The following is a 22,732-nucleotide window of genomic DNA, read 5'->3' on the forward strand; positions in this document are numbered from 1 at the left end:
GTCTGGCCGGAACCCGGGTTCGCCGTTGTCAGCGAGCCGCTTTTGCAAGCACTTCCATGGCAGCCGCCTTGGCGCGGCCGAACTCCGCATGGTCGTCCATCGACGCGGCGACGTTGGCATATGCCTGGTAGGCCAGCAGCTCCATGACCAGTTTCGCCTCGTCGGCGTCGGCTGCGATTTGTCCCTGCGCCCGGGCCTCGCGGATCAATCCGTAAAGACGCGTGCGTCCTGCTTCGCGGTATTGCTGGATGGCGTCGCGCAAGGGGCCGGGACGCGCACGATATTCGCTGCTTACCGCGGTGATGACGCAGCCGCCCGGAAGCTGGCGGGTTTCCACGAAGTCGAACCAGCCGTTCATCAGGGCGCGCAGCCGCGTCAGCGGCGTGCGCTTGCGCATGGCTGGCTCGACAACCTGGGTCTGGTACAGGCCTATCGCATGGGCCAAGGCCGCCAGTTGCAGGTTTTCCTTGTCGCCGAACAGAACCTGAAGATTGCTTTTTCCCACTTCAGCCAAGTCGGCCACCTGGCCGAAGGTCAGGCCGCCCAGTCCTTCGACGGAGAGGAGCTTTACGGCTTCGTCGAGCACGCGGGCTCGCGCGCGCTCGCCGCGCAAGCGGCGGCCATCGGGTGGGGGAGAGGGGGGCAACGGTTTCATCGGACCTTGTTTTTCTGCTTGCACGGGTTTCATTCTTTCACGATACTATAAATACGATCGTACATATATAAATGTGAAGAATGAACGCTGAATTTGCGCTGCAAGCTGAAAAGAACCGCCCCTGGCGCGCCCTCGCTGTGCTGTTGACGGGCAACTTCGTGACGATCCTGGATCTCTTCATCGTCAATGTCGCATTGCCCAGCATCCAGAGCGGCTTGTCGGCATCGGATACCGATTTGCAGCTGATCGTGGTGGCTTACGCTTTGGCTTATGGCTTGTGCCTGATCAATGGCGCGCGTTTGGGCGACCTGTTCGGGCGGCGGCGCTTGTTCCTGGCCGGCATGGGGCTGTTCACCGTGGCTTCGGCGTTATGCGGGGTGGCGGTCACGCCGTGGCAGCTCATCCTGGCGCGCGCCCTGCAGGGCGTGGGGGCGGGCGTGCTGATGCCGCAAGTGCTGGCTTCGATAAGAGTGGTGTTCGAGGGCGAGGCGCGCAGGCGCGCGTTCGGCATCATGGGCGCGGTGCAGGGCGTGGCCGCAAGCATTTCACAGTTGCTGGGCGGCATGCTCATCACGCTGAATCCGCTGGACTTGGGGTGGCGACTGGTGTTTCTCATCAACGTCCCGATCGGCATTGCTGCATTGCTGGCGGGGCGGCGGGCGCTTCCCGAATGGCGCGCGCCGGTTCCGACGCGGGTGGACCTGCGCGGCGCGCTTGCGGGCGCTGCCGGGCTGGCCCTGATCCTGGTGCCTGTCATGGAGGGACGAGAGCATGGATGGCCCTGGTGGTCGCTTGCGGGGCCCGTGCTGGCGTTGGGTGTGCTGGCGTATTTCGTCCGCTATGAGAAAGCGCTGGCCCGGCGCGGTGGCGTGCCTGTGCTGGATATGGGGTTGTTTGCCAACCGGCCATTCGTGGCAGGCATAGGCGCGGTGTTTTTCTTTTTTTCAGCCATCAGTTCGTTCTTCTTCGCGTTGACGCTGCTGTTGCAGTTCGGGCTGGGGTTCGCGCCGCTGGCGGCGGGCGCCGTGTTCACGCCTTCGGCGCTGGCGTTCTTTGGCGCGTCGCTTGCCGGTCCAAAACTGGCCACCCGCTATGGACGCGGGGCGCTGCTGTTCGGTGTGCTGGTCTTTAGCGCGGGCTTGGCGCTGTCCGCGGTTACCGCCGCCACGCAGCCCCAGAATCTGGCGCTGTTGGTGGCGTCACTGGTGCTGAATGGCGCGGGGCAAGGGCTGGTGATCCCGCTGGCATTCAACGCCATTCTGGGGGCGGTGCAGGAGGAACAGGCCGGCATGGCTTCCGGCATGCTCAGCACCTTGCAAGTCGTCGGGACTTCCGCGGGCGTGGCGGTAGTGGGCGGCGTCATCTTCACGATGCTTGAGGCCGCGGGGAGCTTGCCCGCCAGCGACGGCGCATCGATCTACGGAGGCGCGCTGGCGGCGGCCATGCTTTACAACATTGCGGCTGCGCTGCTCAGCTTCGTCCTTTTCAGGCTGGCGACGCGCCGATAGGCGCCAAGAATCCGTTCCAACATTCCCGGGTGAACTCATACAGCGCATCCTGTGCTGTCAACGGAGTGCGCCCCGCCAGCCGGGCCAGCGCATAGTGCCCCTGGCGCTGCGGGTCGGACGGGATCGGCACTTCGACCAGCAGCCCGGCTTCCTGCTGCTGCCGTGTGACGCAGATCACGCCCAGCAGCAAGGCGTCCGTGCGCAGCGCCAGTTCCACCAGCGCGTCCAGATTCTCGCAGCGGTGGGTGACCATTTGTTCCGGCGCGCCGCCCGGCCCCAGGGTTTCCGCGAGCCGCAGCGAGACTTCCGGGCTGAGAGTGGTGGATGCCACGGGGTACTGGCGGACCTGTTCTATGCCGGGCCGCTTGTGGGCAAGGATGGGATGGCCCTTGCGACACACCAGGCCCGCGCGCAGCGGGGGCAGGGCGCGGGTCTCCAGGTCGGCCGCGTCATACAGCATGCGGGCGTCGCAGACCATGGCGTCGATGCGTTCGTCGCGCAGCATTTCCAGCAAGGCGGCGGTGGCGCCCAGTTCGACGCCCACGCGTACCTGGGGATGGCGCTCTGCCATGTGGGCCAGGAAGGGCGACAGCAGCAGCGATGCGGGCGCCGGGCTCAGGCCGATGGACAGCGTGCCCGATTCGCCGCTGTGCAGTGTTTTCAGTTCGCGCTGCAGCTCCGCTTCTTCGAAGCGCATGCGGCGCGCGCGTTCGGCCACGCAGGCGCCGTAGGGCGTGAGGCGCACGCGACGGGTGCCGCGGTCGAGCAGGGGCAGGCCCAGTTCGGCTTCGAGCGCCTGGATGCTGCGGCTGAGCGCCGGTTGCGACAGGTTGACCGCCTCTGCGGCGCGCGAGTAAGTGCCGTGTTCGACCACCGCCAGCAGGTGTTTGAGTTTCTGGAAATCCATGTCCAAGCCGCATAAATACTATGAAATAAATGCATTGGAATTATAGATAGGCTGTTCGTATCATGGTCCGCAGACGGCGCCCGCAGAGGCGCCGCAAACCGTGCCCGGGACTCGCACCGCGGCGCGGCTCGTCAAATACGGAGACAGATTCGAATGAAGCAGCACTTGTTGTCGGCCGCCATCCTGGCGGCCTGCGCGGCCATGGGCGCCCAAGCCCATGCCCAGGAAGTCCAGCAGCACGATCAGAAGCAGTCCGAGGCCGCGTTGCGTCCGGCCGGCGCGGCCAGCGGCCAGGTCACGATCCGGCGCGACGGCTATGGCATGCCCCATGTGTACGCCAACACCGTGTACGGCATTTTCTACGGCTACGGCTATGCGGTGGCGCAGGACCGCCTGTTCCAGATGGAAATGGCGCGGCGCAGTACCCAGGGCCGCGTGGCCGAGGTGCTGGGCCAGCCCATGGCGGCGTTCGACAAATCCATCCGCGGCAATTTCTCGCCCGAGCGCATCCAGCGCCAATTGGCCGCGCTGCCCGCATCCGAGCGGCAGATCCTGGACGGCTATGCGGCCGGCATGAACGCCTGGATCGCGCGGGTGCGGGCCGAGCCCGGCAGCCTGATGCCCAAGGAATTCAACGATCTGCGCTTCCAGCCCGCGGACTGGACGGCCTATGACGTGGCGATGGTGTTCGTGGGCACCATGGCCAATCGTTTTTCCGATGCCAACAGCGAGATCGACAACCTGGCGCTGCTGACTGCCCTGAAGGACCAGCATGGCGACGAGCGCGCCATGCAGATCTTCAACCAGCTGCGCTGGATGACCGACAGCCGCGCGCCCACCACCGTGCCCGAGGAAGAGGGCGTGTACCGGCCCGATGGCGCCAAGCCGTCCGCCAGGCTGTCCTATGCGCTGCCGCGCTACGACGGCACGCCGCCCATGCTGGAACGCGTGGCGCGCGATCCGCAGACGCGCGGCGTGCTGGATGAGACGCCCGCGGCCGCGTCGGCGCGCCTGCTGGCGCAGTTCGCGGAATCGGGGCAGCCGGGCATCGCCGGTTTTCCGACCACCAGCAACATGTGGATCGTGGGCCGCGACCACGCCAGGGACGCTCGTTCCATCCTGCTGAACGGGCCGCAGTTCGGCTGGTGGAATCCCGCCTACACCTACGGCATTGGCCTGCACGGCGCGGGTTTCGACGTGGTGGGCAACACGCCGTTCGCCTACCCCAGCATCCTGTTCGGCCACAATGCGCACGTGACCTGGGGCTCGACCGCGGGCTTTGGCGACGACGTGGACATCTACGCCGAAAAGCTCGACCCGAACGACCGCACCCGCTACTTCCACGACGGCGTCTGGAAGACGATGGAAAAGCGCACCGAGCTCATCGAGGTCAAGGATGGGCAGCCGGTGGTGATGGACGTGTACCGCACGGTGCACGGCATCGTCACCAAGTTCGACGACAAGCAGCACGTGGCCTATGCCAAGGCGCGCGCCTGGGAAGGCTATGAGCTGCAATCGCTGATGGCCTGGACCCACAAGGCGCAGTCGCGCAACTGGGACCAGTGGAAGCAGCAGGCGGCGCGCCACGCGCTGACCATCAACTGGTACTACGCCGACGACAAGGGCAACATCGGCTACGCGCACACGGGCTTCTATCCCAAGCGTCGTCCGGGCCATGATCCGCGCCTGCCCGTGCCGGGCACGGGCGAGATGGACTGGGACGGCATGCTGCCGTTCTCGACCAATCCGCAGGTCTACAACCCGCGCCAGGGCTTCATCGCCAACTGGAACAACCAGCCCATGCGCGGTTATCCGTCCACCGACCTGTTCGCCATCGTGTGGGGCCAGGCCGACCGCTACGCCGAGATCGAGACCCGCCTGAAAGCCATGACGGCCAACGGCGGCAAGGTCAGCGCGCAGCAGATGTGGGACCTGATCCGCACCACCAGCTATGCCGACGTCAACCGCCGCCACTTCCTGCCGTATCTGCAGCAGGCGGTGCAGGGCTTGCCGGCGGACGATGCGCGGGCCGGGCTGGTTGCGGGGCTGGCGTCCTGGGACGGCATGGCCACCAGCGACAAGCAGGCCGGCTACTACGACAACGCGGGACCTGCCGTGATGGACGCCTGGCTGCGCGCCATGCTCAAGCGCACGCTGGCCGACGAGATGCCCGCGGACTTTTTCAAGTGGTACAGCGCCACCGGCTATCCGACACAGGCGGCGCCCGCCACGGGTTCGGTCAACCTGACGGTGGGGGTGAAGGCGCTGTTCAACGCGCTGGCCGGCCGCGATTCGGGCGTGCCGCAGAAGTACGACTTCTTCAATGGCCAGCGGCCGCGGGACGTGAGCCTGGCCGCGCTGGACGATGCGCTGGCGGCCTTGCAGAAGACCTACGGCCAGGATCCGGCAAGCTGGCGCATACCCGCGCCGCCCATGGTGTTCGCGCCCAAGAATTTCCTGGGCGTGCCGCAGGCGGATGACAAGGCGGTGCTGAGCTTTCCGGCCACGCAGAACCGCGGCACCGAGAACAACATGACGGTGTTCGATGGCAAAGGCGTGCGCGCGGTGGACGTGGTGGCGCCGGGGCAAAGCGGTTTTGTCGCCCCGGACGGCACGCCGTCGCCCCACATCCGCGACCAGTTCGACCTGTACACCAGCTTCGGCAACAAGCGGGTCTGGTTCACGGATGCGGAAGTGCGCGCCAACGCTAAGTCGGTAGAGACGTTGCGCTATTGACGGCGTAGCCGCCCTGGTGGCTGGCCAGGCGCGCATAGACCCCTTGCCGCCTGAGCAACTGGTCGTGCGTGCCGGCCTCCGCCAGCGTGCCGCGATCCAGCACCAGGATCAGGTCGGCATCGCGTATCGTCGACAGGCGGTGCGCGATGACCAGCGTGGTCCGATGGCGCATCAGCACGTCCAGCGCGCCGCGCACCTGCATTTCCGACAAGGTGTCCAGGTGCGAGGTGGCTTCGTCCAGGATCAGCACTGGCGCGTTCTTCAGGAAGGCGCGGGCAATCGAGATGCGCTGGCGCTGGCCGCCGGATAGCTGCATGCCGCGTTCGCCCACTCGCGTCGCCAGGCCTTCCGGCAGGGCGTGCACGAAGTCCGCCAGCGCAGCCTGTTCCAGCGCGCGGGCCAGGTCCTCGGGGCTGGCTTCGGGGCGGGCCAGGCGGATGTTGCCTTCCAGCGTGTCGTTGAACAGATAGGTGTCCTGCGTCACCAGCGCCACGCGTTCGCGCAGGCCGTCCAGCTGCAGTTCCCGCAGGTCCACGCCATCGAGCTTGACCTGTCCCGCGCGCGGATCCCAGAAGCGCAGCAGCAGGCTGGCCACGGTGCTCTTGCCCGCGCCCGATGCGCCCACTACCGCCACGGTGGCGCCGGCCGGCACCTTGAAGCTCAGGTCGCGCAAGGTGTCCGCGGTCTTGCCTGGATAAGCGAAGCTCACGTGGTCGAAGGCCAGCGACAGGCCGTGGGCGGAGACGGGCGCCGGCAGCGGTCCGTCGGTCACGGGTTCGGGCTCGTTGGCGACCACGTGCAGGCGGCGGGTGGCGGCGATGGTGTCCGCCAATTGCCGGCTGACCTGCGAGATCTCGGAGACTGGCAAGAAGGTCGCCAGGGCGATCAGCACCAGCAAAGGCAGCATGCCGGCCGACAGCGCGCCGGCCGATACCTGCAGCGCGCCCACGACGGCAACCGCCAGGCCACCCAGGCCCATCGCGATTTCAAAGCCCGCAGTCTGGCGCGACAGGTCGTCCAGGATGTCCAGGCGGCGCGTGCGGTAATGGTCCGCCACCCGCAGGAATTCATCGCGCCGGCGGCCGGTGGCCTGGAAGGCGGTCAGGTCGGCCAGGCCCTGGATGGTGTCGGTGGTGTGGGCGCTCATCTCGCCCAGCGCCTCGCGCGCCTTGTCGCCCAGCGCGTCGACCTTGCGGCGTCCGCGCACCGGCGACACCAGCGCATAGGCCAGGAAGGGCAGCAGCGCCAGCGCCACCGGCCAGCTGTAGACGCCCAGGAAACCCAGCACCGACAGCGGCACCAGGACCGAGACGATGGCGGGGGCGATGGTGTGCGCGTAGAAGTACTCCACCATTTCCACGTCCTGGGTGGCCAGCGCCACCAGGTCGCCGGAGCGGCGCTGCAACAGGTAAGCCGGGGCCAGGCGCTCCAGCTTGTCGTAGAGCTTGACCCGCATGTCGGCCAGCAGCTGGTACGCCATGGCGTGGGCCAGCCAGGATTCGAGCCAGTGGAACAGCGCGGCCAGCGGCGCGGCGACCAGCAGGCCCGCTATCAGGGCCGAGTAGTCGCGGCCGTCGCGGATGGCGGCGACGATCAGCGCGCTGAACACGCCCACGCCGATGTAGGCCGCGACCCGCGCTACGCCCAGCAGGATCGTGGCGGTCAGCGTGCCGCGCCACGGCCGCACCACCGAGAGCAGGGTGCCGAGCGTGGCGCGCCAGCCGACCTGGACCGCGTCCGCGTCCAGCGAGCGCAGGGCCGGGCCTTGCGCGCCGGACTCTTCGGCGGAGGCGTTGCGGTCGGTCGTTTCCGCGGGGACGGCAGCGGCGGAGGCAGGCGATCCCGCCGACGGATTGCGGTGCGCGGCCGCCTGTTCGTGCATCAGGCGGTAGTACAGGCCGTTTTGCCGCATCAGTTCTGCGTGCGGTCCTTCCTCCGCGACCCGGCCCTGGTCCAGCACCAGGCAGCGGTCGGCGCCGATGACGCTGGCCAGGCGGTGGGCCAGGATCAAGGTCGTGCGGCCGGCCATCAGGCGGTCCAGCGCCTGCTGGATCAGCGCTTCGTTTTCCGTATCCACCGACGACAGCGCCTCATCCAGGATCAGGATGGGCGCGTCGCGCAACAGCGCGCGGGCGATCGCCACGCGCTGGCGCTGGCCGCCGGACAGCTGCAGGCCGCGCTCGCCGATGCGGGTGGCGTAGCCCTCGGGCAGCGCCATGATGAAGTCGTCGATATTGGCGGCGCGGGCGGCGGCGCGCACCTGTTCGGGGGTGGCGTCGGGGCGGCCCAGCCGCAGGTTGTCGTCGATGGTGCCATGGAACAGCGTGATGTCCTGGCTTACCAGCGCGATGTGCGACAGCAGCGCCTGCGTATCCAGTTCGTTCACGTCATGGCCGCCGATGCGGATGCTGCCGGATTGGGGCAGGCATTCGCGCAGCAGCAGGCGCACGATGGTCGACTTGCCGGCGCCGCTGGGGCCGACCACGCCGACGCGTTCGCCCGCGGCGATCCGGAAGCTCAAGCCCTGGTGGGCGCGGCGCTCGGGGGTGTAGGAAAACGCCACGTTGTCGAATTCGATGGTGGGCGCGAGCCGGCCCGGGGTCTTGCCGCCGGCGGCGGGGGCGGGTGTCAGCGGCTGCGCATCCGTCAGCGCATGGATGCTGGCGGCGGCCGACTGGCCCAGCATGCCCCGGTGCAGTACCGAGCGCAGGTCGCGCAGCGGGCGGAAGATCTCGGTGCCGGCCATCAGCACGATCAGCAGGGCTTCCACGCTCATGTCGCCGTGGGCCACGCGCCAGGCGCCCAGCGTCAGCGCCAGCGCCGCGCCCAGGGCCACGCCCAGGTCGCTGATGCCGCGCGTCAAGAGGCTGACGGAAAGTACCCAGAAGGTGTTGTCGGACAGGCTGCGGGCGCGGGCGGCCAGCCGCTGGCCCCAGGCCTTGCCCTGGCCATAGGACTTCAGCGTGGGCAGGCCCTGCACGGCGTCCAGGAAGTCCTCGCCGAAATCGTTCAGGGACTTGCTGCGGGCCAGGCTGGCGCGGCGGTCCAGCATGTGCACGGCCATGGGGCCGAACAGCGCGAACAGCGCCGCCGCCAGGAACACCAGCGCGGTGGGCACGTCCCAGAACGCGATCACGGCGAAGATGGCGAAGGGCGCTGCGGCGGCGATCGCGACTTGCGGCAGGTACTGGCCGAAGAAGGCTTGCAACTGCTCGACTCCGTCGACCACCGTCAGCATCACGCCGCCCGTGCGCTGGTTGGCGAACCAGGCGGGGCCCAGGCTCACGATGCGGTCATAAAGCCGCGCGCGCAGCGCATGCTGCACGGTGGCGGCGCAGCGGTTGGCCTGCACGGTGCGCCAATGGTCCAGGAAGGCGCGCAGCAGCACCATGGCGGCGGCCCACAGCGCCGGCGCGAGCCAGTCCTGCGACGGTGCGCCATCGAATACGCGGGCCAGCAACTGGCCCAGGAACACGTAACGGGCGATGCCGGCGGCCAGGGCCAGCAGGCCCAGGAAAATGCCGCCCGCCATGCTGGCGCGCAAGCCCGCCGTCAACTGCCAAAGGCGCGAATCGAAATACATAGCAAACTCCTTTCAGTGCTTGCATGGTCCCCGATCCCGCGACCCGGCGATAGCGATAGTTTTTCAATCTAGGGTTGAGCTAGACTTGACCTATGGCCGATCTTCCCAACCACACGCCGCCGCTGGCGGCCCTGCGCGCCTTCGAGGCCGTAGCCCGCCTGGGCAGCCTGAGCCGCGCCGCCGCCGAACTTCACGTGACCAAGAGCGCCGTCAGCCATCAACTGCGGGCGCTGGAGGCGGACCTGGGGGTGGCGCTGCTGCGCCGCGGCGGCACGGTGCGCCGCGCAGAAACCACCGCGGCGGGCGCGGACCTGTTGGCATCCGTGCAACAGGCCTTGACCCTGCTGGAGACCGCCTGCCGCAACGTGCGGGCCTCCGCCCGGGGCAAACGGCGCAATACCCTGAACGTTTCCGCCAACCCGTCGCTGGCCGCCATGTGGCTGGCCCCGCGCATCGGACGCTTCATCGAGCTGCATCCCGGCATCGACATCCAGGTGTACCTGCACGCCAGCCAGGACCCGGCCTGGAAAAGCCAGGACATCGACCTGGCGTTCCTGCACGTGCGCGCCATGGGGCCGCATATCGCCGAGCCCGGCGACATCCCGTTGATGACCGAAACCGTGGTGCCCGTGTGCAGTCCGTCGCTGGTCGATCCGGCCGAGCGCGGCGATCCTGGCGTGTTCCTGCGCCATCGCTGGCTGGAGGAAAAGCACGTCGACAGCCCGGAGACCGACTGGCGCACCTGGAGTCCGCGGCTGGGCCTGGCCGAATCCGACTGGCAGGAACCCATGGTGCTGAGCGGCCTGAGCACGGTCGCCGCAGCCGCGGCTGCCGGGGTCGGCATCGCGCTGGGCCGCGCGCCGCTGATTGACGAGGAACTGGCCAGCGGCCGGCTGGTGCCCCTGGTGCCGCACCTGCGCATGCCGGGCTCCTGGGGCTACGTGATGCGGATCCAGGCCAACCGGCCGATGGACGCCGCCTTGCCGACGCTGGTGGAGTTCCTGGCGGAAGAGGGGCGCAGCACCGGCGCCTGGCAGAACCTGGCGGACGCGGGGCGCTGAGGCCGCGCCGGGGCGTCAGTCCGCGCCGCTGCGGCCTCGCGGCGGCTTGCTGATGGTGACCGCCGAGGTGACGATCAGCTCCATCAGGATGTTGCGCGCCAGGTTCTCGGCATAGTCGTTGCGCGCCTCCGCCGTGGCGATGGCGCGCTCCACCGATCCCTCCACGATGGCGTTGATCTGCTGGATGTGCAGCTCGCAGATCTGCACCAGGTCCGGATGGCGCTTCTGGTGGAAGTACAGGAAACGCCGCGCCAGCGTCTGCAGCATGGCGTGGAACTCGGCCGCGTAGCTGTTGCGCGAGGCGGCGCCGATCTGGCTGGTCAGGGTGAAATGCAGGCGCATGTACATGCGCATGTCGTTGACGGCCTTCAGGTCTTCGAGTTCACGGGCCAGTTGCGCCAATTCGGCGCGTTCGCCGTCGTCGGCCCACTGCGCGGCCTGGGCCACGATCAGCCGTTCGATCTCGCGGCGCGCCTGGATGATCTTCAACTGGCCCTGGTAGTCGATCTCGGAGATGAAGATGCCCTGGCGCGGGGCGATTTCCACCAGGCGTTGGAACGCCAGCTTCTGCAGGGCGTCGCGCACCGGCGAGCGGCCGATGCCGACGCGTTCGCTCAGGGTGGTTTCCGACCACTGGCTGCCAGGCGGCAGTTCGCCGGTGACGATCATTTCCTCCAGGGCGCAATAGGCCTTTTCGGTCTGGCTGACAGCGGTCCGGCCAAAGAGGGGGAAAGCTTGGGTCATGGAGTCGGAAGCGCGCGTTGTTGGAGTTCGCGTTTTAACACTTTGCCGGTGCTGTTCTTGGGCAGCTCCTCCAGAAAGACGTAGCGCTTGGGGCGCTTGAAGCGCGCGATGGATTCCAGGCAGAGCCGGTCCAGATCCTGCTCGGAGGCCCGGGCGCCGGGCTTGAGCACCACGAAGGCCAGCACCGACTCGCCCCATTCGGGGTCGGGGCTGCCGACCACCGAGACCTCCTGCACGGCGTCGTGGCGCATCAGCGCCTCTTCCACTTCGCGCGGATAGATGTTGGTGCCGCCGCTGATGATGACGTCCTTGGAGCGGTCCTTCAGGTGCAGCAGGCCGCGTTCGTCCAGGATGCCGATATCGCCCGTATGGAGCCAGCCGCCAGCCAGCGTGTCGGCGGTGGCGCGCGGATTGTTCCAGTAGCCCTGCATTACGGTCGGCCCGCTGACGACGACTTCGCCCAATTCGCCAGGGGCTGCCGGCCGGCCGGAGGCCTCGCGGATTTCGACGTCCATGGCCGACTGGATGTACCCCACCGAGCCCAGCAGCGCGTCATCGTTGCGGGCCACGGCGTCGGCGATCTGGACGGCGGACAAGGCCGATATCGACATGGGGCTTTCACCCTGTCCGTAGATCTGCGCCACGCGCGCGCCGTAGCAGGCCACCGCGTCCTTGATGTCTTCGATGTAGAACGGCGCGCCGCCCACGATCAGCGTGCGCAGGCCGGGCGGCGGGCCGCCTGCCTGACGGGCGTGGCGCACCATGCGCTGCACGATGGTGGGGGAGGCGAACAGGCTGACGTTGCGGTAGTGCGTCAGCAGCCCGGACAGTTCTTCTTCGTCCAGGCCGCCGCTGTCGGGCACGATCTGCAAGGCGCCGTGCAGCCAGTACGGAATGCTGTAGAGGCCGCCGCCGTGCGACAGCGGCGCCACGTGGACCATGGCGTCGCCGGGCTGTACCGGCTGCACGTCGGCATAGAAGTTCAGGCACATGCCGACCAGGTTGGCATGGCTGAGCATGACGCCCTTGGGCTTGCCGGTAGTGCCGCTGGTATAGAACAGCCAGGCCAGGTCCTGGGGCGGACGCGTTTCCAGGGGCAAGTGCTGGCCCAGGGCGCCGGCCGCGTATTCGGCCGACTCCACGTCCACCACGCGCGTCGCTGGCAAGCTGCGGGCGACGGGCGCCAGCGCCTGCAGCAATTCGCCTTGCGACAGGCACAGGCGCGCATCGCTGTCGCGCAGGATGTATTCGAGTTCGTTGGGATGCAGTTTGGCGTTGACCGGCACGGCGCAGAGGCCGGCGTGCCAGATGGCCAGCATCGATTCGATGTAGCTGGGGTGGTTGCGCAGCGCCAGCATGACACGCTGGCCGGGCAAAAGGCCCAGCGGGCCGCGCAGCCAGCCGGCCAGCGCCTGCACCCGGGCCTGAAGCTGGGCGTAGCTGAGGGGATCGCGGGTGCCGGCGGCCAGCGCGGGCTGATCGGCGTAAATAGTGGCGCTGCGGTGAAAGAGAGAGCTGAGATGCATGGCGGTCTCTGGGTTGATGGGGGCGCGGATCAGCGGCCAAGCAGGGTGATGCAGGTCACCGCCTCTTCCACGCCGTTGAAGCCGCCGCCGTTCTCGGCGATGGCGAAGCGCGCGCCTTCGACCTGGCGGGCGCCGGCTTCGCCGCGCAGCTGGATCACCATTTCGTGGACTTGCGCCAGCCCGGTCGCGCCAATGGGGTGGCCGCGCGACAACAGGCCGCCGGACACGTTGATGGGGATGCGGCCGCCCAGGCTGGTGGCGCCGGACTCGGCCATCGGTCCGCCTTCGCCGAAGGCGCAGAAGCCCAGCGCCTCGGTCTGCTGGATCTCGGCGAAGGCGGTGGCGTCGTGCACTTCCGCCAGCGACATGTCCTGCGGGCCGACGCCGGCGCGCTCGTAGGCCTCGAGCGCGGCCAGATGGCACAGGTGCCGGTCGTAGCGGTCGGCCGGGCGGTCGGTGGCGGTTCGCAGCACGCTGGCGTACAAGCGCACGGCGCGGGCGCGTTGCAGGCGCTTCAAGCCCTGGGCGTTGCAGACGATGGCGGCGGCCGCGCCGTCGCTGATGGGGGCGCACATGGGCAGGGTCAGCGGCCAGGACACGGGCCGGGCGGCCAGGGCCTCGTCTATCGTCATGGGGTACTGGAACTGGGCCAGCGGATTGCGGGTGGAATGCATGTGGTTCTTGGCGGCCACGGCGGCAAGCTGGCGCTGGGTGGTGCCGAAGGTCTTCATGTGCAGCCGCGCCAGGCTGGCGTAGATGTCCATGAACACGCTGCGTTTGCCCGGCTCTTCGAAGCCGGGCGGGGGCGTCACGTCGGGCGCCAGTGCCATCAGGCGCGCCATCTGCGCCGGCGCGTCGTGCACGTCCCAGGCGCCGTCGAACACGGCGAAGCTCTTGGCCTTGTCCTCGGAAAACAGCTTGTCCACGCCCACGGCCAGGCAGATGTCGCCCGCGCCCGAGGCTACGTACAAGTGCGCGGCGTTCAGCGCGGTGCTGGAGCTGGCGCAGGCATTCTCCACGTTGACGACGGGGATGCCGGCGATGCCCATGGCCTTCAGCGCAACCTGGCCGGCCACCATGTATTGGCCTTCGATGGAACCCTGGCCAGCGGTGGCGAAATAGGCCGCCTGCAGGTCGGCGGCGTCGCAACCCGCGTCGGCCAGCGCCTGCGTGACCGCGTCGCGCACCAGGTCCTTGACGCTTTTGGCCGGCTGCTTGTCGAAGCGGGTGATGCCCACGCCCGCGATGTAGGTGGTGTCGTTGCTCATGCTTGGATGCCCGTGGTGAGGATGGATTCGATGATGTGGCGGTCGGCCTGGACTTCCGCGGCCGATCCGCTCCAGGCGATTTCGCCGTGGTCCAGCACGTACTGGCGGTGCGCCAGGCGGGCAGGCACCTTCAGGTTCTGCTCGACCAGCACGATGCCGGTGCCCTGGCGGTGGACTTCGGCGAAGACCTCGATCAGTTCGTTGACGATGCGCGGCGCCAGCCCCTCGGTCGGCTCGTCCAGCAGCAGGACGCGCGGATTGCCCAGCAGGGCGCGCGCGATCGACAGCATCTGCTGTTCGCCGCCGGATAGCTGGTCGCCATGGAAGCCTATGCGTTCGCCCAGCCGCGGAAAGACCTGCAGCACCCGGTCCTGCGTCCAGTAGCCGGGCTGGTGCGCCAGTGCGCCCATGCGCAGGTTTTCGCGCACCGTCAGGTTGGGGAAGATGCGGCGCGTGTCGGGCACCAGCGCGATCCCGTCGCGGCTGATCTGTTCGACGGCGCGGCGCGTGGCGTCCTGGCCGGCGATCAGGCGGTTGCCGGCGGACAGCGGCATGAGCCCGATCAGCGTCTTGAGCACGGTGGACTTGCCAGCGCCGTTGCGCCCGACGATGGCGACGATCTCGTCCTGGGCCGCGCGCAAGCCTATGTTCTTGAGCGCCAGCGCCTGGCCGTAGTGCACGCTGGCATGTTGCAGTTCGATCATGCCGCCACCTCCTCGCCCAGATAGACGGCGCGCACGGTGGCGTCGTCGCGGATGGCGGCCGGCGGTCCCTCGGCCACCTTGCGGCCGTTGGACAGCACCACGATGTGTTCGGACAGCGTCATGATCACGTCCATGTTGTGTTCGATCAGCAGCACCGTGCGGCCGGCGGCGGCGTGGCGGATCAGGCGGGTGGCGGCGGCTATCTCATGGTGGCCGACGCCGGCCAGCGGTTCGTCCAGCAGCAGGATGCGCGGGTCCGGCAGCAGCGTCAGGCCCAGCTCCAGCGCGCGCTGCAAGCCGTAAGACAAGGTACCCGCCACGGTGTCGCGCCATGCCGTCAGGTCGGTCAGTTCCAGCATGGCGTCGATGGTGGACGCCAGGCGGCGGTCGTAGCGCGGCGCCAGCCAGAACGGCAGCAGATGCGAGTGGCTGATCTGCGCGGCGATGCGCAGGTTCTCCAGCACCGTCATTTCAGGAAAGATCTTGGTGATCTGGAAGCTGCGGCCGATGCCATGCCTGGCGCGCTCATGGGCCCGCAGGCGCGAGATGTCCGCGCCGTGGCACAGGATGCGCCCGCCATGTCCGGGCAGGTTGCCGGACAGCACGTTGAGCAGGGTGGTCTTGCCCGCGCCATTGGGGCCGATCAGGCCGTAGACGCGGCCGGTTTCGAAGGCGTAGCTGAAGTCCTCGATGGCGCGCAGCGCGCCGAAGGTGACGCTGACCTGTGCGCATTGCAGTGCGATATCGCTCATGACGGGCTCCCTTCGCGCGGCGCCAGCGGCACGGCGGGCGCGGGTGGACTGGCGGGGGCGGGCGCCGCGGGGCGCTTGCGGCTCCAGCGGGCCTGCAGCGCGCCCAGCACTCCTTGCGGGAAGTACAGCGTGGCCAGGATGAAGACCAGGCCCAGGATGCCGTACCAATAAGGCGTCCAGCCGCTGAGCCATTCCTTCAGCGCCTCGAACAGCAGCACGCCGGCCACCGGTCCCCACAGGGTGCCGGCGCCGCCCAGCAGGGTCATGATGATGACGTCGCCGGAGGTGGTCCAGTGCAGCATCTGCGGGTTCATGTACATCAGCACCGCGGCCAGCAGTCCGCCCGCCAGGCCGCCGACGGCGCCGGACACGAGGAAGGTGATCTGCTTCAGGCGCTGCACGTTGTAGCCCAGCTGGGCGGCGCGGATCTCGTTCTGGCGCACGCCCGCGACCGCGCGGCCGAAGGGCGAAGCGCGCAGCATCGCCATCAAGGCCATCACCAGGGCGAACACGGCGGCGACATACCAATAGAAGTTCACGGTATCGAAGAAGTCTATCCCCGCGAGTTCCGGCCGGCCGATGCCGGGCAGGCCGTCGGCGCCGCCGGTCCATTCGCGCAACTTGCTGTCGGCCAGGATGTACATGAGCTGTGACAGCGCCAGCGTGACCAGGGCGAAGAAGATCCCCGAGACCCGCAGCGCGAACACGCTGAAGATCCAGGCGCAGGCCGCGCCCGCCACGACGGCCAGCGCCAGCCCGGCCTCGAATGGCAGGCCGTAGCGCTGGGTGGCCAGCGCCAGCGCGTAGCCGCCGGTGCCCAGGAAGGCCGCGTGGCCGAAGGACACCATGCCCAGCAGGCCGAACACCAGGTCGAAACCCACGGCGAAGATGGACCACACCATGATCAGGATGGTCAGGTTCAGGAGAAAGTCGTTTTGCGTGCAGAAGGGCACCGCGATCACCGCGGCGGCCACGCCTGCCGCGATGGCGGCATCTTGGCGGGAAGTCGTCATGCCAGCCTCGCTTGGCGGGAGAACAGTCCTTGCGGACGGGTGAGCAGGGTGGCGATCAGCATGGCGAACGTCAGGATGTCGACCCAGCTGGGCATGAAGGTGTAGCCCACCGCACGCACCATGCCGATCAACAGCGACGCCGCGACCACGCCGCGGATATTGCCCAGCCCGCCCAGGATCACCACGATGAAGCAGTCGATGATGGTGTTGGTGGCCATGCCCAGCTCTATCGGGAACAACGGCGCGGAGATGGCGCCGGCCAGCCCGGCCAGCGCCGCGCCCACGCCGAACACCGCGCTGCGGATGGTGGCGGCCGGCAGGCCCAGGATGCGCACCATTTCGCCGTCGCTGCTGGCCGCGCGCACCAGCATGCCGAAGGTGCTTTTTTCCAGCACGAAGAACAGCGCGGCCGACACCAGCAGGCCGAAGACGATGACGAACAGGCGGTAGACGGGGATGGTGCTGCCGGCCAGTTCGACCGTGCCCGCCAGCAGCGCCGGCATCGGCGTTTCCTGGTAGCCCAGGCCCCAGACGAACTTCACGGCCTCGCTGATGACGAGGATGAAGCCGAAGGTCAGGATCAGTTGATAGAAGTGCGGGCGGTTGTACAGCGGTCGCAGGGCCAGCCGTTCCATCGCCACGCCGACGAGGCCGACGCCCACCGTTGCCACGACCAGCCCGGCGATGAAGGAACCGGTGCGCAGCTGGATGTCGAAGGCCAGGTAGGCGCCCAGCATGTACAGCGCGCCATGGGCGAAGTTGATGACGCCCAGCATGCCGAAGATAAGCGTAAGGCCGGACGCCAGCAGGAACAGCAGCATTCCCAGGCTCAGGCCGATGATCACGGTGGACATGGCAAAAATCCGTCAGGCGGCGCGCAGGGGCGCGCCGGGGGGAAAACCGGTCCACGAGGACCGGCGGGTGCGTCACTCGGCGGCTTCAGCCCGCGCAGGGTTCGAAAACCTGATCCGGCGGGAACACCTTGACGATGTCCATGACGTAGGCGGGCTGCGGCGGCTTGCCCGTGTCCACCACGCCCCACAGGCCGTTCTGCATGGCCTGGTGGTCGCAGGCGCGCATGGTTTTCTTGCCTTCCACGGAGTTGGTGCGCTCGCTGGCGGCAAACGCCTCGACCCACTTTTCCTTGTCCCAGGTGCCGGTCTTGTCGACCACGTCCAGCCACCAGCTCATGCCGTCGTAGGCTTCGCCAGCGGCGGCCGAGGGGAACTCGTTGTATTTCTTGCGGAAAGCCTCGACGAATGCCTTGTTGGCGTCGTTCTCGACGGTGAAGTGATATCTCACGCCCGACTGCACGCCGACCGCGGTGGGGCCGACGCCGGCCGCCATGGTCTCGTCGGCGATCACCGGGCCGAAGATCTTGCGCGTCTTGCCCAGTTCGATCTGGCCGGCCTGCTTGACCATGGTGACGGCGTCCGAGCCCGTCATGAACAGCGCCACGCCGTCGGCGTTGGAGCGCGCGATCTTGTCGGCGATGGAGGAATAGTCGCGATTGCCCAGCGGCGGGAAATCGGCGCCCACGATCTCGATGCCGGCCTTCTCGGCTTCGCGCCGGTACCAGTCCCAGCTGTCGCGCGTGGCCTGGTAGTCGGCCGTCACGCCGTAGATGCGCTTGAGCTTCTGCTCCTTGGAGTAGGCCAGCGCCATGCGCTGCTCCATGCCTAGCGTGTTGGAGGTGCGGAAGGTATAGCGCGAGCCGCCCGGCACCGTGATCTTGTCGTCGGCCGACATGGTGACCAGATGGGGAATCTTGCGCTGCTTGGCGATGTTCATGATGGCCAGCGTGCTGGCCGAGCTGACCGCGCCGAAGATCATCTGCGATCCATCGGAGATCAGGCGGGTGGTTTTCTGCACCGCGGGCTGCGGCTTGGTTTCATCGTCTTCCCAGGTGACCTGGATGGGCTTGCCCAGCACCTTGCCGCCGCGCTGCTCGATGGCGATGGTGACGCCCTTGCGCATGTCTTCGCCAAAGATGCCGTAGGTCCCCGACAGCGAGACCACGCCGCCGATCTTGAACGTGTCGGGATCGGCGGCGCGCGCCCCTGTCGCATACAGGGCGCACAGCGCCAGCGCGCCGCAGGCGGCGTGACTCCATGTCTTCATTTTCTGTCTCCGCGTATTTTTCGTTATGGCTCGTAATGTTTTACGTAGCGCGGTTGAGATACTACGTTTTGGATTGTGATGTGAAAAATTGGGGAATACCCGAGCGCCGAGACAAAAAAAACCGCCCCGAGGCGGCAAGCGCCTGGGGCGGTTCGGGGTGGGGACCGGCTTGCGGTCAGCGCTGGCGCGCTTCGGTCTGTTTCAGCGCCGACTGCACCATGCTTTCGACCAGCGGGATGACCTTGCCCGCCAGGTCGGGGCGATAGGCGTAGGGATGCGTTTCGTCCATGTAGGCGGACTGGCACATTTCCAGCTGGATGGCGTGGACGTTGTCGGCGGGCTTGCCGTAGTGGCGCGTGATGTAGCCGCCCTTGAAGCGGCCGTTCACCGCCCAGGTGTAGGCGGTGTTTTCGCGCAGCCGCTCTTCGACGGGCGCCAGGATGTCGGGCGCGCAGGCCGCGCCGTCGGCGGTGCCGATGTTCAGGTCGGGCAGCTTGCCTTCGAACAGGCGCGGCAGCACGCTGGCGATCGAGTGCGCTTCCCACAGCAGTACGGTGCCGTGCTCGGCCTTGATGCGGTCGATCTCCTCGCACAGCTTGGCGTGGTAGGGCTTCCAGTAGGTCTGCAGCCGGTGTTCGCGTTCCGCGTCGGTCAGGACGGCCTCGTTGCGGTAGAGGGCGTCGCCGCGGAAGGTCTGGGTCGGGCACAGGCCGGTCTTGGTCTGGCCGGGATACAGGCTTTCATCGTTGGGCGGGCGGTTCAGGTCCACCACGTAGCGCGAATAGCGCGCGCCGATGACGGACGCGCCCAGCGCCTCGGCGAACCTGTACAGCGTGTCCAGGTGCCAGTCGGTGTCGCCCGACTGCAGGCCCAGCGGCGTCATCTGCGCGCGCTGCGAGTCGGGGATCATGCTGCCCAGATGGGGAATGGAGATCAGCAGCGGCGCCGTGCCGCGACTGAATTGGTAGATGTCGCTCAAGTAAAACTCCGGGGGAAATGGCGGGGCGCAGGCAAGGGCATGCCTGGCAGCGTCCCTGGGTGTCCGGTATTGCGCCCGGCGGGGCAATGCCGGCAATCATAGTGGATCGGGCGCACGCCTATGGCCGCGGCGGCGCGGCGTCGCTGGTCCAGGGCGCGCCGCCGCGCCATCTGTCGGCGATGGCGTCGATCAGGACGCGCACCTTGGGCGCCAGGTGGCGCCGGTGCGGATAGACCGCGCACACCGGCGCGCCGGCCGGCGCTACCGATTCCAGTACCGGCGCCAGCCGGCCGGCGCGCAGATCCTCGCCCACCAGGAAGGCGCCTAATTGGACGATGCCTTCGCCCGCCAGCGCGGCGTCGCGCAGCGCTTCCGTGTTGCCCAGCCTCAGCCGTCCAGCGACATGAACACTGCGTTCCTGTGCGTTGACGGCAAAGCGCCAGGGCACCAGTGCGCCGGCATGGGTGTAGGCCAGGGTGCGGTGGCCAGCAAGGTCATCCGGGCTGGCTGGCGCGCCGTGGCGGGCCAGGTAGCCGGGCGCGGCGCAGGTGATCAGGCGATGCGGCGCCAGCACCCGGCGCACCAGCCGGCTGTCGGTTTCGCCGCCGATGCGGATGGCGACGTCCACGCCGTCACGCACCAGGTCGATGTAGTCGTCGGAAAAGCTGACGTCCGCCTCGACTTCGGGCCAATCGCGCAGGTAGTCGCGCAGCAGCGGCATGATGTGCAGCCGTCCCAGCGATACCGGCAGGTCGATGCGCAGCCGGCCCCGCGGCGCCTGCTTGCGGCTGGCCATGGCGTCGGTGGCGTTGTCCACTTCGGACAGGATGCGCTGCGCATGTTCGTAGAAGACGCGGCCTTCGTCGCTGAGGCTGACGCTGCGCGTGCTGCGGTGGAGCAGCCGCGCGCCCAGGCCCAGTTCCAGGCGCGCGATGCACTTGCCGACGGCCGAACGCGACAGGCCCAGCTTTTCGGCCGCGGCGGTAAAGCTCTGGGTGTCGGCCACGCGCACGAACGCGAGCAGATCGCCGATGTGGTCCAGACGGGCGGCTGGGTAGGATGAATTGCGCACGATTCGTCCCTTGTGTTTATTGGTTTTCCTACTTTATCAGCGAAATGGAAACAGTAGACTGCCCAGGAGTCGGCCCGGCCTGGGCCTTGCCTGGAACCTTTGACCATGACTCGCGGCATTTCCCCTGAAGACCACGCCATCGCCGGCGCTTCGTTTACCGAACCCATGCCTGAGCGCGCTGGCTGGCGTGCGTGGCTGGGCGTGATCGCCGTCGGCCTGGCGACCTTCTGCGTGGTCACCACCGAAATGCTGCCGGTGGGGCTGTTCGTGCCCATTACCGCTGCGCTCGACGTTTCGGTGGGCATGGGCGGCTTCATGCTGTTCGTGCCGGCCATCCTGGCGGCGCTGTTCGCGCCGCTGGTCGTCATCGGCGCGAAGGGGGCGGACCGCCGCGTGATCCTTTGCGGTTTGCTGGCGCTGCTGGCCTGCGCCAACGCGGCCAGCGCCTGGGCGCCCAGCATGGCGTGGTTCCTGGCGGCGCGGGTGCTGGTGGGCTTTTGCATCGGCGGCATCTGGGCGATCGCGGGTGGATTGGCGGGCAGGCTGGTCGGGGCGGGCTCGGTGGGACTGGCCACTTCCGTCATCTTCGGCGGGGTAGCGGTGGCGTCCGTGCTGGGCGTACCGCTGGGCGCCTTCATCGGCGAGCTGGCTGGCTGGCGCGCGGCCTTCGGCGCCATGGCCGCGCTGTGCGCCGCCGTGCTGCTGCTGAATCTGCTGAGCCTGCCGCCGTTGCCCACCGCGCGTTCGCTGCGTCCGCGCCAACTGGTGTCGCAGCTGGCCAATCCGGGCCTGCGGCGGGGTCTCCTGATCACGCTGTTCCTCGTCGCGGGCCATTTCATGGCCTACACCTTCGTCCGTCCGCTGCTGCAGATCCACGCGGCGTTCGGAGAGAACTGGATCGGACCGCTGCTTTTCGCCTACGGCGCGGCGGGTGTGGCGGGCAACTTCCTGGGCGGGACTGCGGCCGCCAGGCGGCCGGCCGCGACGCTGCTGATGATCGCGGTCAGCCTGCTGATGGTCTTGCTGCTGCTGGGCATGCTGGGGCAGTTGCGCCCGGCCGTCGCGGTCTTGCTCTTGCTGTGGGGCCTGGCTTATGGCGCGGTGTCGGTGTCGCTGCAAACCTGGATGATGAAGGCCGCGCCGGATGCCGTGGAAGCCGCCACATCGCTGTTCGTCGCGGTGTTCAACCTGGGCATCGCGGCAGGTTCGCTGCTGGGCGTGCCCAGCGTGGACGCATTGGGGCTGCGGGCCAATCTATGGCTGGCCGCGGCCTGCATGCTCTGGCCGGCGCTGATGCTGGCGCGGGCAGGGTGGGGCGAGTGGCGCGGCGATTACGCGCGGAAGGCGCGCAACAGGGTATCCACCCCGTAGCGGCAGGTGGCCAGATGGTCTGCGTCGGGGCCGTCGGCGCGGCCGCCGGTCAGCCGCGCGTGCGAGGCGATGCCGTTGATCAGGTTGCCCAGGGTACGCGCTGCCAGGCGCGGATCGTCGATGCGCAATTCGCCGCGCGCGCAAGCGCGTGTCAGGCATTGTTCCAGGGGCGCGTGCAGTTGCACTTCCACCGCCTGCCGCAGGGATTCGGCCAGGTGCGGCAGGCGATGCGATTCCGACACGATCAGGCGGTAGAGCGCAGCCGATTTGGGCTGCAGGGCGTAGGTCAGCAGGCGTCGCGCAAGTTCATGCAGAGCGGGACCGACGGGCTGGTCCAGCATGGCGTCGGCGAAGACTGCCGCGCGCATGCCGTTCAATTCGTGCTCCAGCACCGCAACCAGCAGGCCTTCCTTGTTGCCGAATAGCTGGTAGGCGGTGGCCGCCGACCCGCCCGCCTGGCGCACGATGCGCTGGATGGAAGTTTGCGCGTAGCCGTGCTCCAGCAGTGACTGGGTTGCGGCTTCGAGCAGGCGCTCGCGGCGCGCCTCGCCCCGGCTGGTCAGCGCGCGCGGCGCCGTATCGTCTGGAATCGTATTCACTTCATTCCCATGGCCGCGTATCGGTCGCGGACTCTCTTGCACCAGGCGGATGTCTGGTTGAATTTGTGTAATGTATAGTACATTACGCGCTTGCAACATCATCCAAGCAGCTGTGACCCGCCGCAACGCCGGC

General features: G+C 68.0%; 17 protein-coding genes and 1 pseudogene. 4 read left to right on the plus strand and 14 right to left on the minus strand.

The window, feature by feature from the left end; all coding sequences use genetic code 11:
- Positions 1-28: 28 nt before the first annotated feature.
- A pseudogene (locus IB257_RS00420) lies at positions 29-720 on the minus strand (TetR/AcrR family transcriptional regulator).
- 15 nt (positions 721-735) lie between these two features.
- On the opposite strand from IB257_RS00420, the gene IB257_RS00425 reads away from it, so the two are divergent.
- Positions 736-2,163 carry an MFS transporter gene (locus IB257_RS00425; protein ID WP_192491701.1) on the plus strand — a complete coding sequence of 476 codons (1,428 nt, stop codon included), beginning with the start codon at positions 736-738 and terminating at the stop codon, positions 2,161-2,163.
- On the opposite strand, the gene IB257_RS00430 is transcribed toward IB257_RS00425, so the two are convergent.
- Positions 2,141-3,070, minus strand: a complete 930-nt coding sequence (locus IB257_RS00430; protein ID WP_054456525.1) for a LysR family transcriptional regulator — start codon at positions 3,068-3,070, stop codon at positions 2,141-2,143. The genes IB257_RS00425 and IB257_RS00430 overlap by 23 nt on opposite strands.
- Positions 3,071-3,223: 153 nt before the next feature.
- Here IB257_RS00430 and IB257_RS00435 point away from each other — a divergent pair, with 153 nt between their 5' ends.
- Entirely contained in the window at positions 3,224-5,806 is a 2,583-nt protein-coding gene (locus IB257_RS00435) for a penicillin G acylase (protein ID WP_192491702.1), read from the plus strand.
- On the opposite strand, the gene IB257_RS00440 is transcribed toward IB257_RS00435, so the two are convergent.
- Entirely contained in the window at positions 5,778-9,389 is a 3,612-nt protein-coding gene (locus tag IB257_RS00440; protein WP_192491703.1) for an ABC transporter ATP-binding protein, read from the minus strand. The genes IB257_RS00435 and IB257_RS00440 overlap by 29 nt on opposite strands.
- 92 nt (positions 9,390-9,481) lie before the next feature.
- On the opposite strand from IB257_RS00440, the gene IB257_RS00445 reads away from it, so the two are divergent.
- On the plus strand, positions 9,482-10,450 hold the full coding sequence (locus tag IB257_RS00445; protein WP_054456528.1) for a LysR substrate-binding domain-containing protein: 969 nt from the start codon (positions 9,482-9,484) through the stop codon (positions 10,448-10,450).
- Between the two features lie 15 nt (positions 10,451-10,465).
- Here the strand turns inward: IB257_RS00445 and IB257_RS00450 are convergent, their stop codons facing one another.
- From IB257_RS00450 to IB257_RS00495, 10 genes are all read right to left on the minus strand, one after another.
- Entirely contained in the window at positions 10,466-11,194 is a 729-nt protein-coding gene (locus tag IB257_RS00450) for a GntR family transcriptional regulator (protein WP_054456529.1), read from the minus strand.
- Positions 11,191-12,720: an AMP-binding protein gene (locus tag IB257_RS00455; protein WP_192354127.1), complete on the minus strand. Its 1,530-nt coding sequence runs from the start codon at positions 12,718-12,720 to the stop codon at positions 11,191-11,193. Before IB257_RS00455 ends, IB257_RS00450 begins: the two co-directional genes overlap by 4 nt.
- Before the next feature lie 29 nt (positions 12,721-12,749).
- On the minus strand, positions 12,750-13,988 hold the full coding sequence (locus IB257_RS00460; protein WP_054456531.1) for a thiolase family protein: 1,239 nt from the start codon (positions 13,986-13,988) through the stop codon (positions 12,750-12,752).
- Positions 13,985-14,692, minus strand: coding sequence for an ABC transporter ATP-binding protein (locus IB257_RS00465; RefSeq protein WP_192327268.1), 708 nt, complete (start codon positions 14,690-14,692; stop codon positions 13,985-13,987). Before IB257_RS00465 ends, IB257_RS00460 begins: the two co-directional genes overlap by 4 nt.
- The gene (locus IB257_RS00470; protein WP_175162579.1) at positions 14,689-15,444 is read right to left on the minus strand and encodes an ABC transporter ATP-binding protein; all 756 of its coding nucleotides are present in this window, start codon (positions 15,442-15,444) and stop codon (positions 14,689-14,691) included. Before IB257_RS00470 ends, IB257_RS00465 begins: the two co-directional genes overlap by 4 nt.
- A complete protein-coding gene (locus IB257_RS00475; protein WP_054456534.1) occupies positions 15,441-16,457 on the minus strand; it encodes a branched-chain amino acid ABC transporter permease in 1,017 nt (338 codons plus the stop codon). The genes IB257_RS00470 and IB257_RS00475 overlap by 4 nt, the downstream gene beginning before the upstream one ends.
- The gene (locus IB257_RS00480) at positions 16,454-17,311 is read right to left on the minus strand and encodes a branched-chain amino acid ABC transporter permease (RefSeq protein WP_054456535.1); all 858 of its coding nucleotides are present in this window, start codon (positions 17,309-17,311) and stop codon (positions 16,454-16,456) included. The genes IB257_RS00475 and IB257_RS00480 overlap by 4 nt, the downstream gene beginning before the upstream one ends.
- Positions 17,312-17,396: 85 nt before the next feature.
- Entirely contained in the window at positions 17,397-18,578 is a 1,182-nt protein-coding gene (locus IB257_RS00485) for an ABC transporter substrate-binding protein (RefSeq protein ID WP_054456536.1), read from the minus strand.
- A 175-nt stretch (positions 18,579-18,753) separates the two neighbouring features.
- Positions 18,754-19,557 carry an N-formylglutamate deformylase gene (gene hutG, locus IB257_RS00490; protein ID WP_175182258.1) on the minus strand — a complete coding sequence of 268 codons (804 nt, stop codon included), beginning with the start codon at positions 19,555-19,557 and terminating at the stop codon, positions 18,754-18,756.
- 118 nt (positions 19,558-19,675) lie between these two features.
- Positions 19,676-20,629, minus strand: a complete 954-nt coding sequence (locus IB257_RS00495; RefSeq protein WP_192491704.1) for a LysR family transcriptional regulator — start codon at positions 20,627-20,629, stop codon at positions 19,676-19,678.
- Positions 20,630-20,734: 105 nt separating this feature from the next.
- On the opposite strand from IB257_RS00495, the gene IB257_RS00500 reads away from it, so the two are divergent.
- Entirely contained in the window at positions 20,735-22,000 is a 1,266-nt protein-coding gene (locus IB257_RS00500) for an MFS transporter (RefSeq protein WP_175162588.1), read from the plus strand.
- Here IB257_RS00500 and IB257_RS00505 read toward each other — a convergent pair.
- Entirely contained in the window at positions 21,961-22,599 is a 639-nt protein-coding gene (locus IB257_RS00505; RefSeq protein ID WP_054456539.1) for a TetR/AcrR family transcriptional regulator, read from the minus strand. The two genes, IB257_RS00500 and IB257_RS00505, sit on opposite strands and share 40 nt — an antisense overlap.
- Positions 22,600-22,732: the final 133 nt, after the last annotated feature.

This window comes from Achromobacter sp. ACM03 (assembly GCF_014851665.1).
Taxonomy (GTDB): Bacteria; Pseudomonadota; Gammaproteobacteria; order Burkholderiales; family Burkholderiaceae_B; genus Achromobacter; species Achromobacter aegrifaciens.

What these genes read in the sequence shown, in the direction of transcription:
- IB257_RS00430 (WP_054456525.1), bottom strand. Translation starts at nt 3,070, where the DNA reads ATGGATTTCCAGAAACTCAAACACCTGCTGGCGGTGGTCGAACACGGC.
- IB257_RS00440 (WP_192491703.1), bottom strand. Translation starts at nt 9,389, where the DNA reads ATGTATTTCGATTCGCGCCTTTGGCAGTTGACGGCGGGCTTGCGCGCC.
- IB257_RS00425 (WP_192491701.1), top strand. Translation starts at nt 736, where the DNA reads ATGAACGCTGAATTTGCGCTGCAAGCTGAAAAGAACCGCCCCTGGCGC.
- IB257_RS00465 (WP_192327268.1), bottom strand. Translation starts at nt 14,692, where the DNA reads ATGATCGAACTGCAACATGCCAGCGTGCACTACGGCCAGGCGCTGGCG.
- IB257_RS00480 (WP_054456535.1), bottom strand. Translation starts at nt 17,311, where the DNA reads ATGTCCACCGTGATCATCGGCCTGAGCCTGGGAATGCTGCTGTTCCTG.
- IB257_RS00445 (WP_054456528.1), top strand. Translation starts at nt 9,482, where the DNA reads ATGGCCGATCTTCCCAACCACACGCCGCCGCTGGCGGCCCTGCGCGCC.
- IB257_RS00485 (WP_054456536.1), bottom strand. Translation starts at nt 18,578, where the DNA reads ATGAAGACATGGAGTCACGCCGCCTGCGGCGCGCTGGCGCTGTGCGCC.
- IB257_RS00475 (WP_054456534.1), bottom strand. Translation starts at nt 16,457, where the DNA reads ATGACGACTTCCCGCCAAGATGCCGCCATCGCGGCAGGCGTGGCCGCC.
- IB257_RS00500 (WP_175162588.1), top strand. Translation starts at nt 20,735, where the DNA reads ATGACTCGCGGCATTTCCCCTGAAGACCACGCCATCGCCGGCGCTTCG.
- IB257_RS00455 (WP_192354127.1), bottom strand. Translation starts at nt 12,720, where the DNA reads ATGCATCTCAGCTCTCTCTTTCACCGCAGCGCCACTATTTACGCCGAT.
- IB257_RS00435 (WP_192491702.1), top strand. Translation starts at nt 3,224, where the DNA reads ATGAAGCAGCACTTGTTGTCGGCCGCCATCCTGGCGGCCTGCGCGGCC.
- IB257_RS00470 (WP_175162579.1), bottom strand. Translation starts at nt 15,444, where the DNA reads ATGAGCGATATCGCACTGCAATGCGCACAGGTCAGCGTCACCTTCGGC.
- IB257_RS00450 (WP_054456529.1), bottom strand. Translation starts at nt 11,194, where the DNA reads ATGACCCAAGCTTTCCCCCTCTTTGGCCGGACCGCTGTCAGCCAGACC.
- IB257_RS00460 (WP_054456531.1), bottom strand. Translation starts at nt 13,988, where the DNA reads ATGAGCAACGACACCACCTACATCGCGGGCGTGGGCATCACCCGCTTC.